Source organism: Pantoea sp. X-Soil-TKNS-1211 (assembly GCF_059730495.1).
This window is the reverse complement of record NZ_AP035954.1, coordinates 21,226-34,344: the sequence shown is the minus strand read 5'-3', so window position 1 is coordinate 34,344 and position 13,119 is coordinate 21,226. Positions and strand designations below refer to the sequence as shown.

The following is a 13,119-nucleotide window of genomic DNA, read 5'->3' as shown; positions in this document are numbered from 1 at the left end:
TATTTTGGTGCCTCATTTTAGCGCATGATGTGTCGGTTGTTTTTTTAAATCACGAGAATGATCACATTTCCATTCAAAGATTTTCTTCATTGCTTTTTTATTTTGCGATCGCGACTGCATCACAAAAAATTAATTCCCTGGAGACATATTGCAAAAGTGAAAATCCTGTGCAAATCTTGCTCTATCCGATATTGCAGATAACAGTCCGATATACCAGACAGTTGTCATGCAATGCAGATTGTCATTCTCAGTTCATAAAAGGAGCAGCATTGCATGACGATCATACGTTATGGCATTGAAGGCGGCACTGGGACCGGTGGGCAAAAACTGCCGTTCGCACGTGCAGTTGAGGCCGATGGCTGGTTATATATTTCGGGCCAGACACCGATGTGTGAAGGCGAAGTGGTGGAAGGCGGCATCATCGAACAGACGCGTCTGGCGTTTAATAACTGCCTGTCCATTATGCACGAGGCGGGTTATGCGGTGGAGGATGTGGTACACGTCACGGCAGTGTTAACCGACGCCCGTTACTTCAGTTCTTTTAATAAAGTTTTCAGCGAGATATTTAGCGGTAATCCGCCAGCACGTATTTGTAGCGTGCAGGATTTAGTCGTCGACTGCAAAGTGGAAGTGGATATGAAATGCTTCCGTGCCGATCGAAAATAATATTTACCATCTGATAAAAACTAATTTTTTATTTACCCGCCCACACCAGGGTAGTGCGTTAATAACTGATGCTTTTCATGTCGTCTCCATTAAATAAGCGAGAAAAACAATGAATGCAACTTCGTTAAAAATCATCGGTGGTGCGCTGGTCATGCTGGCCGTTGCCGGTTGTACCCCCACGGAAGAGAAAAAAGACATGGGTGCAGCACCACAATCTGCGCTGCAAACCGTATTGCAACGCGGCACGCTGCGCGTGGGTGACTGCCTGAGCTTTGCACCTTTCGGTTTCTACGATAAAGACGGCAATCCCGATGGCTATGACGTCGACCTGGCGAAAGCGCTGGCGAAAGAGATGGGTGTGAAACTGGAGATGGTCAACACCACCAGCGCCAACCGCATCCCTAACCTGCAAACCAATAAAGTGGATGTGGTGTTCTGTAACTTCACGCGAAACCTGGAGCGCGCCAAAGAGATTGGCTTCACCAACCCGTATGTCGTGGCGAGCGAAGCGATGCTGGTACGCAAAGAGAGCGGCATCAAGTCGGCGCATGATATGGCCGGTAAAACCATTGCCACGGTGAAAGGATCGACCAATGGTGATGAAGTGCGCAGCATGGGCATCGATGTGAAAATCCAGGAGTACGACTCCTCACAGGCCGCCATTCTGGCAGTGAAACAGGGCCAGGCCGATGCGATGATCGAGGATAACAACTTCCTTGCGTATCAGGCCAAGCTCGATCCGACGCTGACCGTCACCAATGAAGCACTGGTGCCGCTGGAGTACAACGCCTTTGGCGTGAAACAGGGTGATCAGGTGTGGCTTAACTATTTGAACGAATTCCTGTTTGAGATCAATGCCTCCGGTGAGAATGCCACGCTGTATCAAAAATGGTTCGGCGATAAGCCACGTTATCCGCTGAATCCGCAATTCTGATCGCACGCGGCGTAGCAGAACTTGCTACGCCGCAAGAAGGAGTCCATCCATGAGTTATCAATGGCTAACCCTGTGGAATTATGGCGAGACCTTTCTGGCCGCCGCCTGGCTGACGTTACAGGTCACGCTTCTCGCTTTCGTGCTGGCCGTGACACTCGGCCTACTGGCAGCGCTGGCGAAAGCTTCCGAGCTGGCCCCGCTACGCTGGTTGAGCCACTGTTACGTCGAATTCATCCGCAATACGCCGGTATTGCTGCAAATATTCATCATCTTTTTCGGTCTGCCTTCGCTCGGCATCACCATGAGCGCCTTTACGGCTGGCGTGCTGGCACTGGGGATTAATGTCGGAGCTTATCTGTCGGAGACCTTTCGCGCCGGAATACAGTCGGTGCCCAAAGGCCAACTGGAAGCGGCATGGATTTTAGGTATGCCACGCCGCCAGATATTTCTGAGTGTGGTGTTGCCCCAGGCGGCACGCGCAGTGTGGCCGGCCATTATCAACAATTTGATTCAGCTGTTACTGGGGACTTCGTTACTGTCGGCGATTGCACTGCCGGAGCTGACCGGCACCGCTACGGTGATTAACGCCCGTACCCTGCTGTATATCCAGACCTTCAGCGTAGTAGCTCTGGTGTATCTGCTGCTGAGTAATCTGTTTTCCTGGTTCGGCACCCTGGCGGGACGGCGTATGTTTCATCCGCCGCTGGTGACGAAGGTAAAAAAGTCCGCCTGGTGGTGGGCAAAAAAATGGCTGACTAAACCCATCAAACGGGAGAATGCGCTATGAGCGATTTGATCATCAGCTCGCTGCCGCTGTTGCTAAAGGGGTTGGGTATCACCCTGCTGCTTTCCATCACCGCTATCGTTGGCAGCACCCTACTTGGCCTGCTTGCCGCCGTATTGCGTACCAGCCGGTTGCCGGTCGCCCGACAAATTGCCGTGCTCTACACCGAGTTGTTTCGCGGGACGCCAGTGCTCATCACCCTGATGTTTATCTACTTTGGCGTGGCGTATTTTGGCTATGAAATCAATCTGTTTGCCGCCGGTATCCTCGGACTCAGCATCTATCAGGGTGCGTATATCGCCGAAGTGTTTCGTGCCGGAATTGAAGCCGTGCCCAAAGGACAATGGGAAGTGTCATGGATTCTCGGTCTGTCGAAGCGACAGACCTTTGTTAGCGTGATCCTGCCGCAGACGCGCGGCATCGTGCTGCCGCCACTGGTTGGGCAATATCTTTCCCTGATTAAGGACACCTCGATCGTCAGCATGATCGGCATGTCGGAACTGATGCACCAGGGCCAGGCGATTGTCGATCGTATCGGCCAGCCGGTGGTGATTTATGGTCTGGTAGCCGTACTGTATTTCGTTGTCTGTTTTCCGCTCTCCCGTTGGGTTCAACATCATCAAACCAGGAGCCAGTTATCATGAGCAAATCCGCCATTACGCTGAGCCGTATTACCAAGTCCTTTGGCGCTACTCAGGTGTTGAAGGAGATCAGCCTTGATGTTTCGCCCGGTGAAGTGCTGGTGCTGATTGGCGCCTCCGGTTCCGGCAAAAGTACCGTGTTGCGTATTATGAGTGGCCTGGAGACTGCCGACGGCGGAGAAATCTGGGTCAATGATGTGCCGTTGCATGATAACAAACGCAGCCGGGAAATTTGTGGACACGTCGGGATGGTGTTCCAGCAGTTCAATCTGTTCCCACACAAAACCGCGCTCGGTAACGTGACGCTGGCGTTGATCAAAGCACAAAAATTATCTGAAGCAGAGGCCAATAAACGCGGCATGGCGGCGCTGACGCGTGTCGGTCTGGCCGAACGTGCCCATTATTATCCGGCGCAACTCTCCGGTGGACAGCAGCAACGCGTGGCAATTGCCCGGGCGCTGGCGGTAGAGCCGAAAATTATGTTCTTTGACGAAGCGACTTCGGCACTCGATCCTGAGCTGGTCGGTGAAGTGATGGAGGTGATGCGCAGCCTGGCGCGCGAAGGTATGACCATGGTAGTCGTCACCCACGAAATGGGTTTTGCCCGCAAAACTGCCGACCGTGTAGTGTTTATGGATCAAGGTGTGATTGCTGAGCAGGGATCGCCGGAGCAGATTTTTGTTCATCCGCAGAATCCCCGCACCCAACAATTTTTATCACGCGTGCTTGAGCATTGATCGGAGGCGCTATGTCGATTCATTTTCCGCTGGTGGCGGATGGTCTGCTGGATGCACTGCAACCCGCACCTCGCTTTAAATCCGTAGCAGGTCGCGGCGATACGCCGTTACCTGTCGGCACTCCGGTACTTGCCAGCGACAAGGTATTTTCCCCATTGATGCTGATGAAGCAATCGGCACTGGAGAATAATCTGCGTCAGTTGGCGGATTTTTGCCGTGAACAAGGAGTGATGTTGGCGGCGCACGGCAAGACTTCCATGTCTCCTGCGATCCTGCGTCGTGCCATCACCGAAGGGGGCGCCTGGGGACTGAGCGCCGCCACACCTGCGCAGGTGCGCGCATTGCGTCAGTTCGGCATCCGTAACGTCTTTCTTGCCAATCAACTGGTCGACCCCGCGGGTATCCGCTGGATTGGCGAGTGGCAAAAGCAACATCCTGACCACGGCTTTCTTTGTTACGTGGATTCAATGCAAGGGGTGCGCTTGCTGGAGCAGCATCTCGGCGACACCCGCATAGCCGTGCTGCTGGAGATGTCGGTCAGTGGCGGACGCACCGGTTGCCGCTCACAATCTGACGCACTGGACATTGCTGCCGCGATTGCCGCCAGCCCTGCCCTGCAACTGGTAGGTTTGGCAGGCTATGAAGGTGCGCTGGGAGCAGGTCGTGATACCGCCGGTATCGCTAAAGTGCACGATTATTGTCAGATGCTGATCGCCACCGCTGCGCTGCTGGCTGAGAAGCAGCTATTCGGCAGTGACACCATCATTCTTAGCGCCGGTGGCGGTGCCTGGTTTGACGTGGTCAGCGCCTGTTTTACCGAAGCCAGATTGTCGTTGCCGATCACGCCGCTGATCCGTTCAGGTGCCTATATGGCACATGATAACGGGTTGTATGCCCGTATCACGCCGTTCGCCCAACCCGGTACGAACCATCATTTTGAAGCAGCACTGGAAATCTGGGGACGTGTGTTATCGCGCCCCGAGCCTGGTCTGGCGTTTGTTGATTTCGGTCGTCGCGATGCGCCCTTTGACCAGGATCTGCCAAATCCGCTATGGGTGCGGAATGTTGATGGCAGTGCGCCACGCGCGGCAGCGGGCATGCGGATCAGCGAAGTGAACGATCAACATGCCTATTTGTTGTTGCCGGAAGAGGATGCACTGAAGCCTGGGGACTGGGTCGGTTGTGGCATTTCACATCCCTGCACCGCATTTGATAAGTGGCGTTATTTGCCGCTGGTGGATGATGATTATTGCGTCACAGATTCACTGGAAACAGCATTCTGATTGGTAGCGGCGAGATTTATCGCGCCGCTACAGCATGCGCCCTAAGCGCTGGCAGCATGGCACGTCATTATTGGTGGTAATAAGCCATAATCATATTTATGTGGCGACGCGCAATATTAAAACCCTGGGTAATCACGCCCACCGCAAGTAAGACCATGCCACCTGTAAACATCAACACGTAGATCATAGCATCCTCCCAGACCTCTTTGGGAAGCGCGAACAGCAGCAGCAGTGCTTCCAGACTGGCTAGTGAGATAAAACAAATCACCTTTAACATGCCATAAAGCAGTTGCAGCCCCTGCTCGTCATCGTCTGCGGATGGCGTGACCAGTTCCCCACACATCATCGCCATAGTAATTTGCTGTTTTTCACTCTCTTGTGTGGCGAGCAACTGCCCCCGTTGCCCATGACGAATTGCCCGAGCCGCCCATTCCAGCATCAACCACTGGTAACCCGGCGTCCATATTTCAGCCACGGGCAAACTGTGCCAATTATTGTCTTGTATGCCAGAAGGGATTTCGTTTAAGGCATCCGTGAGCAAATCCCAACCTTCACCCTGCAAATTCCCTGTCCATACGTGGCGTAAATTTGCCGGTACTACCTGCCTGGCGGCGAATAAAATGTTGAGGTATTTTTCGACCTGATACTGCTGACAGCTGAGACTGCGAAAACACCAGACCGGCATCCGCGTGTCAGATGATGCGTGATCATGCGCAAACAGCAGCGCCGTGGCGTATTCACAGAAAGCGTCGTCATTGGCACCATGCAACTCCATGACAATCAATAAACGCGTCCCACAAAAACGGGTTATGATCCATTCTTCCAGCATTGCACGCTGTGGCAGCGCCTGGAGCAGATGGACTTTTGACTTGTACTGTAATGAAGGATGGTTGTTCAAGACGGAAGTGGCATCCTTCTGGGTTGGCTCGTCCGCGTTACGCATGTATAGCCAGATTTCTGGCCTGTTAAGTGTTGCGATATCGAGTTGGTCCAACAGTCGGGTTAACACCTGTTGCGTGCGACTCAACCCGACGTCCTCATCAACGCCAATACTGAGTTTACGGGGGAAATCTTTTTGCGGCGGCATTTCGCCTTCCAGGCGAACCATTTTCAGGGCGGCATTCTCCACCGGAAAAAGTGATGTATGTCCAGCCAGCCTGATCGAGGCCGACGCTTTGTGAATCCACCAGTTCCGCATCTCGATATAACTTGTTTGCATCATATCGGCCCAAAACCGGCTGGTATTATGGATAAGCAGGATAACGGTGAAAATGAGGGCGCTAACAACGGCAGGCATGACCAACAACCGAATAATTTTCACCGTATCCGGTGCGTCCGGCTCCATCACAAGAGCGCTGGTAATCGCAATGACAATTCCCACCAGGACACAGAAGGATATGCTGATAAGGTACGGGATATGCTGTTCGTCTGGCCTCCGCGGTTCAGGCAGGGGTTTCCAGATATTCATGACTCAACCGCTCCCGCGACAGGTAATGAAGAAACGAAAGAACAGCCGCATTTAGCCTGGTACGCCTCAGTGACCACATTTCGGCCATTCATCGTCCATGTGGGATGGCCTTCGTCAGCTTTGGTTTTACCGTGAATCGTGCAACGGGCGCTGTCGCCCACTAACATGACGGGTTTGCCATCAAATATTTCACCGGTCGCATCAGTCACGCTTCCACCGTGCGATAATTTGTCTCCGAGACGGATAACGCCTTTTATCATCTTCTTAATCCTTTAATATCCATTGTTTTTCGTTTACCGGATAAATAATCAGAGTCCGGCATTCAGGTCGCATTTCATATGCGTCCAACCTTGATAGTTTTTAACTTCGGGTATGCGATCGGGCAGGTTCTGGAAGTTGGTGTAATGTTTGTAAATTACTCTGTTAAGCGTTCGGGCATCGAAATAAAACATCCCCCAAGTGGAAGCGTTCTCTGTGGAGGCAGGATCTAGTGCATGAATATGATGATGTAAGGTTCTGCCTTTGAATTCGACCGTGTAGTCAATTCCCGGACCGCCGGGTTGCAGACGCGGATCATCGAAAGGCAGGGAGGACATATAAATGCGTCCCTGTTTGGTTAACAGAAAACCCTGGTCGTTGACAATCGTAGCAGAGAGAATGTCATCATAGTCTGGAGTATCAGAACCATTATCTTCTTCGCCTTTAATTGACGCATTTTGCCAGGTTTTTCCGTAGTCTTTGGATACGACAAATCCCGCTTCTCCCCAGTTGGGAACGGCTATATATCGCTCTGAGGCATTGATGTAGGGTTTGGTGAATATCCGGTAAAATTGAGACCATATTTCGCTGCGAATACCCCGTTGCTGATCAACGAACCACAACGCCCCTTCACAGTGGAATCCCTCCAGTTCAAGCCAGCGATGATCATCGAACCGGTAAACCACCTGTACCGGTTTCTGTCGAGGTTTTAACCAGTGACTCTGGCACCCGCTAAGTATGAGCAAAGTAATAACCATCGATGTAATTCCTTTTACATATTTCAGCATCATTAAAACACCATTTTGTGACCCGTTGAGGGAAGATCCAAATAGTAGCGGCGCGATTTATCGCGCTGTTTTTTTGTGCGCTTAACACCGCGCGATAAATCGCGCCGCTACCGGTCAGAGTCCGGCATTCAGGTCGCATTTCATATGCGTCCAGCCTTGATAATTTTTGACTTCGGGTATGCGGTCGGGCAGGTTCTGGAAGTTGGTGTAATACTGTTTTACCGAGCGATGTAAAATGCGCGGATCAATATAGTCCCTGCCCCACAATGACGTATCCAGGCCTTCAGCAGGTTGTATTGCATTGATATGGTTAGGGATCTTTCTTCCTCTGAACTCGACAACATAATCCACGCCTGTTCCGCCAGGTTGCAGGCGCGGATCGTCAAAAGGCAGGGAGGACATATAAATACGGCCCTGTTTGGTCAGTAGAAACCCCTGATCATTGACAATCGTGGCAGAGACGATGTCATCATAGTCAGGAGTATCAGAACCATTATCTTCTTCACCTTTAATTGACGCATTTTGCCAGGTTTTTCCATAGTCTTTGGAAACCACAAATCCTGCTTCACCCCAGTTGGGAACCGCTATATATCGTTCAGAAGCATTGATATAGGGTTTGGTGAATATTCGGTAAAATTGAGACCATATTTCGCTGCGAATACCCCGTTGCTGATCAACAAACCACAAAGCCCCTTCACAGTGGAATCCCTCCAGTTCAAGCCAGCGATGATCATCAAACCGGTAAACCACCTGTACCGGTTTCTGTCGAGGTTTTAACCAGTGACTCTGGCACCCGCTAAGTATGAGCAAAGTAATAACCATCGATGTAATTCCTTTTACATATTTCAGCATCATTAAAACACCATTTTGTGGCCCGTTGCGGGAAGATCTAAATAACTGAGGGGTTCCGGCATATCCCACTGAGGTAATGGGATCTGTTTATGGTGAAATTCTCCAGGTCGAGCCGGATCAATTTTGGTTGCAGGATGGTACTCATTAACAACGCCAAATTCACCTTTTGGTAAAACATCATTGGGCTTGTTCATGAAACGCTTGATGTCCCTTTCAGACAATTGCCCAGATTTGTAATAAGCCTTAGTATCCTCATTTGGATTATACATATGCCGCCAGTCGGCCAGCTTTCTCAGCCGCAGCCAGAACTCCGGATCTTCAAACGCCATACAGTTACCAATCGCCAGGTCATACGCCACCGCTTTTTCCTGCACGTTCGGGTCCATCACAATGGCCGAATGCTGGCTGAGTTTTACCGGATCGCCATATTTCGCCATTTCATCAATTTCCTGATCGGTTTTATTCCGTAACAGCAGATATTCCATCCACTGCTTCGTGCCGATAATACGCCCACCGGTGAAATGGGTTTTGTAGTGAATATTCACCGCACTCAGCTCGGCTTCGGTCAGAATATGCCCCGGCTGCATACCATAGCCGTGTAACGAGATCAGGTGCCGGGTTTCCTTTACCTGCCACACGCCCTCATGGGCACGGGCGGAGTAGTCGATATAGCGATCTTCCCCTGTTACCCCGGTCTTAAACTTCATGTCTCCGTCATGACTGCTGCCCATCATGCTCAGCTCAAACACCTGCGGCAACGCTTCGGCATTGAGGGTCACGCCACTGTGGTACGGATAGGCCGCGTTGGTTGCCCGGCCGTCATAACGGAAGTCCCCTTCCCGCCAGGCGGGCTTCTCAAATGGCCGGTGCGTCGGGTTACCGCCGGTGGTGTAGTGCTGGCAAAACGCCCGCTGGTAAAGGTTCTCCATCCTCGATGCAACCTGATCGGGAATGCCGCGCCAGCCAACCCCCTGCACGCTCTGTAGCGACACGATGCCATCGTCCGGACAGAAGTAGTTGTATACCCGGCCATAATTGTTACGGCTGTAGCGCGGATCGCTGTGCCACTGGTGTTTGCGCGCCAGCGTGCCGTCGTTAAACATCGCCTGCACAAAGTCCGGGTGATAGCGCCCGGCAGGATCGTATTTGGGGTTGGTGGCCATCAGGCGGCAAAAGTTGCGCAGGGTTTCCTGACGGGCTTTAGCGGTCTGCTGGCGGCCCGGTAGCAGGTTCTCCAGAAAACGCGGTTCCAGTGAATAAGGGGAATGGCAGAGGATGGTGCAGTCAGCAACGGTATATTCAGGTGCCTTCTGCCTGAGAATCATGTTCGCCAGCATGGTGATAAGGGTGCCCTGGCTGTGCGCCACGATATTGATGGTATCGTAGCGGGTACGTGGGTTATCTCTGATTTCCCAGATAAGATCCGCCAGCCGCTGCGCCGCAAAGAACTGATAAATCCGGTGCGGATTGCCGTAAATCGGGTGGGTAAAGTCGCCACCATTCAGCTTGCGGCTGTAAACGCCCGCCATCCAGATCGCGCCGCCGTTGGCACCCGGCCCGAGCATATCCGGAATACAGGTGGTGGCATTGGCAAAGGGGCCACCATTCTTGGTTACCGCAAGATTCAGCACATTGCCGTAGTTATCGTTGCAGAAGCCGCGCATTTCAGGATTAAGTTTTTTCAGGCGTTGCGGATCATTCTCCTGAAAGGCGTCATATGGCAGTACCGATTCCAGCCCGAGCTTTTTGACCTCGGCACGATAACGCTGCTGGTCGGCGTCATAGGTTTCCCGATCCACCGGACGATATCCCCAGTAAAACGGGATCACCGGCGAGCGACCGCTTTGGGTAACACGTCGCGCGGCACCGTTCAGATCGGTTAAACCGCACATCTCCGCCCATTCATGGATATGCATATCCGTGCGGGCCAGCCGGGTATTCAACCCGGCGACAATCCCCTGCTCCTGCGTCTCATAGGCTTCACCAATATCGTTGACGCCATGCACCAGAATAACGATGCAGGGTAGCGGGCTGCCCACCGCTAAGTCCTGAGTGAGCATCGCCCCCGCGGTCTCACGATCCACACCAATACAAGTCCCAAGTACCGGGTTGTTAAACACACCGTTCGCGTAATTTTCCTTGCTCATGGTTTTGCCTTCCTGATTAACGTGATTTCCAATTGTTCGGTCTCCGCCACATCCAGTAGCGGTGAGTATCCGTTGGCATCGGTTATCCCCTCGACCACACTGCCATTCGAGTTTGTTACCTCGAATGCCTGATTGAGCAGCGGATGTTTGTGGTCACCATCACGATACAACCGGACCTTGCGCGCCAGCGGGTTAGCCACAAATACCGGATCAACAATCTTCGCCATCTCGCCCGGTTGATAACTGAGCGTCGGCGATTTCTGTTCAATGTATTTTGGCGAGAAAATTTCTACCCCACCGCCGGGATGGATACGGATACCGCCGCCACCGCAGTGCAAAAACAGCCCCTTTTTCGCGCTAATCTGTACCTCACCATTCACACTGGTGATCTGCATATCCTGTTCGGACAACGCGGACAGCTTGCCCCGCTGGGCCTGCAAGCTGATGTGCCCCGACGCGGCAATAAGTTTGATCCCCACGCGACGCACAAATGCAGAGATCCCCTGCCCCGCCGCCAGAGACAGCGTTTTAAAGATGTTTACGCTGCCATTATTGCTGGCGGTAATCACCGCATCCTGCCCGGCGGACAGTTGCAGGCTTTCCGGCGTGGCCTGCACCAGCCCGGCATCGGCCCAGGCCACAATGCCAGGTTTTTTCAGTTCGGAAAGTGATTGCTGAAGTTGTTGCTGCGGCGCGGTATCCACGCTATCGGCCCCAGCATGGCCCGCACTCCCTTGCAAGCTATACGCCAGACTGAGCGCCTGTTCCAGATGGCGGATCGTCTCTGCCATATCAAGTTGGTTACCCTGCGCATTGGGTTGTGTCGCGGTGGTCAGAAAAATACCCTGCCCTGCTCTGACCGAGGCATGACGGTCAGTACGCAACTCAGCGCCGGCACCGCGCGGCTGGCGTTTGACGTCCACCAGATGGCCGATATTCAGCTGCGTTTTGCCAAATTCGGTTGCCAACTTGACGTGCTCATGTCCCTTCTCGTCCTCCATACGCAGCTTGTTTTTGCCAAAGGTACGAATGACGTTGCGGGTACTGTTTAGGTCATTCACCAGATCAGGATTGGTCACATCATGCAGGACGTGCGCAATATATGGACGTTCCGGATCACCGCCCTCGAAAGCAATCGCAACCTCGGTGTTATCCAGTAACGGGAAATGCACGCCGAAACGATCCCCGGCGTAAACCCGCGCCAGACGCACTGGCATACTTTCCTGTCCCTTCACCCATTCATCCTGGTCGAAGCAGAATTTCACCCGGTAGCGCCCCAGTCGATCGGGGCGCGCTAAGGTGTCATTCATATGGTGACCGGAGATACGCGCTGGAACGGTCCCGGCAATAACGGGCCGTGGGAGCCGCTCAGGTCGATACGAAATGCGTGCACTCCAGGGAATCCCGCTCAGTTCAGACTGGAATGGGCTGTCGCGGGAACCACGGCTTATCAGGCCCACCACCAGCCATCCGTCGGAAAACGCGTCAGGGCGCTCCCCGATAATTTCCGACACCATACCGGGTAACAGCGCAGGATCATCAGCCCTTGCTGTAAGTCGAATGCGATGACACAAATGGCGCTCATGGCGAATGCGGGCATAAAACCAGGACGTTTCCGCCTCCCCCGCCTGCATACTTGCCCAGCGGTCTCCTTCGCCGTAGTGAATATCCGCGTAGTGGTAATCGCGCCCACAGGTGAACGCAGACTCATTCGCCATATCAGCCGAGGACTCCAACGCAGTGAGGCGCTGGATACGGTAGTCATAATCTCGGGTATGGACAGCCGCAGGCACCACCGCAGCATGGCTGGTCATATCTCGAATGGTCAGGTGTTCCCCCGCCATGCCAGCCTGAGGCAATGCCCTGATGTTATGACCCGACACGTACCCCGATGGCATATCACCAAACATCATTACGGTCAGATGGCTGGCCGTTTTATGCGGTTCAAAGCGAAACCAGATCCCCACTTCAGACAGTAGCCGCAGGAGAAATTGCAGGTCAGTTTCTCCCCACTGGACAATCATTTCACGTTCGGGGTAAGTCCAGCGCAGACCCGTCATATCCATTTCATGGCCTTGCATACCGTGCGATTTCAGCACACGGCAAACCAGCTCTGGCACGGCGACATTCTGGAAGATAGCGTAACGATGGGTATGGCTTAGCAGAGAAAGGGGGGATTCGAGCACAACTTCGTATAACGCTTCATCCCGACTGGCAGATAAACGAGACATCGCGGTAATGACACCATTAATCTCACGATACACCGGCCGTCGTCCCTCTGGCAGCGGCGGACTTGAACCACCGTCTGAAGGGCCGCGGATCCTGAACGAAGCCTTCTTCATCATCAGACTATCGGGCGGGATATCACGATCTTCGCAGGTAAAGCGGATAACATAACGCCAAGGCTGACTCAGCGCCTCCTCGCCGGTGAACGACTCAACATCAGCGTAACTATCTGATTCTGCGAAGCTCAGCAAGTAGCGATTGTGCGCGCTGAGTTTAACTTCCTCATGAAAATTTGTGTTATTTAACATACTTTCTCTCCCTGAAAGTCGTTTCAC

12 protein-coding genes are annotated in these 13,119 nt (G+C 52.9%); 6 read left to right on the top strand and 6 right to left on the bottom strand.

Annotation, left to right across the window (positions count from 1 at the left end; translation table 11 throughout):
* The first annotated feature begins 273 nt into the window (after positions 1-273).
* The 6 genes from AC6I8W_RS20675 (at position 274) to AC6I8W_RS20650 (ending at position 5,045) form a co-directional block, all read left to right on the top strand.
* Positions 274-666, top strand: a complete 393-nt coding sequence (locus AC6I8W_RS20675) for a RidA family protein (protein WP_497838536.1) — start codon at positions 274-276, stop codon at positions 664-666.
* A 109-nt stretch (positions 667-775) separates the two neighbouring features.
* Positions 776-1,600, top strand: a complete 825-nt coding sequence (locus AC6I8W_RS20670; RefSeq protein ID WP_497838535.1) for an ABC transporter substrate-binding protein — start codon at positions 776-778, stop codon at positions 1,598-1,600.
* A gap of 49 nt (positions 1,601-1,649) precedes the next feature.
* Positions 1,650-2,387 (top strand): amino acid ABC transporter permease, encoded by a 738-nt coding sequence (locus tag AC6I8W_RS20665; RefSeq protein WP_497838534.1) that lies wholly within the window; start codon positions 1,650-1,652, stop codon positions 2,385-2,387.
* Positions 2,384-3,028: an amino acid ABC transporter permease gene (locus tag AC6I8W_RS20660; RefSeq protein ID WP_497838533.1), complete on the top strand. Its 645-nt coding sequence runs from the start codon at positions 2,384-2,386 to the stop codon at positions 3,026-3,028. The genes AC6I8W_RS20665 and AC6I8W_RS20660 overlap by 4 nt, the downstream gene beginning before the upstream one ends.
* Positions 3,025-3,762 (top strand): amino acid ABC transporter ATP-binding protein, encoded by a 738-nt coding sequence (locus AC6I8W_RS20655; protein ID WP_480372115.1) that lies wholly within the window; start codon positions 3,025-3,027, stop codon positions 3,760-3,762. Before AC6I8W_RS20660 ends, AC6I8W_RS20655 begins: the two co-directional genes overlap by 4 nt.
* Before the next feature lie 11 nt (positions 3,763-3,773).
* Complete coding sequence (locus tag AC6I8W_RS20650; RefSeq protein ID WP_497838532.1) at positions 3,774-5,045, top strand: alanine racemase; 1,272 nt, start codon at positions 3,774-3,776, stop codon at positions 5,043-5,045.
* Positions 5,046-5,112: 67 nt separating this feature from the next.
* On the opposite strand, the gene AC6I8W_RS20645 is transcribed toward AC6I8W_RS20650, so the two are convergent.
* The 6 genes from AC6I8W_RS20645 to AC6I8W_RS20620 form a co-directional block, all read right to left on the bottom strand.
* Positions 5,113-6,513, bottom strand: coding sequence for a hypothetical protein (locus tag AC6I8W_RS20645; RefSeq protein ID WP_497838531.1), 1,401 nt, complete (start codon positions 6,511-6,513; stop codon positions 5,113-5,115).
* Positions 6,510-6,773: a PAAR domain-containing protein gene (locus AC6I8W_RS20640; RefSeq protein WP_497838530.1), complete on the bottom strand. Its 264-nt coding sequence runs from the start codon at positions 6,771-6,773 to the stop codon at positions 6,510-6,512. Before AC6I8W_RS20640 ends, AC6I8W_RS20645 begins: the two co-directional genes overlap by 4 nt.
* A gap of 48 nt (positions 6,774-6,821) precedes the next feature.
* Complete coding sequence (locus AC6I8W_RS20635) at positions 6,822-7,562, bottom strand: T6SS immunity protein Tli3 family protein (protein WP_497838529.1); 741 nt, start codon at positions 7,560-7,562, stop codon at positions 6,822-6,824.
* Between the two features lie 111 nt (positions 7,563-7,673).
* Positions 7,674-8,414, bottom strand: a complete 741-nt coding sequence (locus AC6I8W_RS20630; protein WP_497838528.1) for a T6SS immunity protein Tli3 family protein — start codon at positions 8,412-8,414, stop codon at positions 7,674-7,676.
* Complete coding sequence (locus AC6I8W_RS20625) at positions 8,414-10,558, bottom strand: T6SS effector phospholipase Tle3 domain-containing protein (protein ID WP_497838527.1); 2,145 nt, start codon at positions 10,556-10,558, stop codon at positions 8,414-8,416. Before AC6I8W_RS20625 ends, AC6I8W_RS20630 begins: the two co-directional genes overlap by 1 nt.
* Positions 10,555-13,092, bottom strand: a complete 2,538-nt coding sequence (locus AC6I8W_RS20620) for a type VI secretion system Vgr family protein (RefSeq protein ID WP_497838526.1) — start codon at positions 13,090-13,092, stop codon at positions 10,555-10,557. The genes AC6I8W_RS20625 and AC6I8W_RS20620 overlap by 4 nt, the downstream gene beginning before the upstream one ends.
* Positions 13,093-13,119 lie beyond the last annotated feature (27 nt).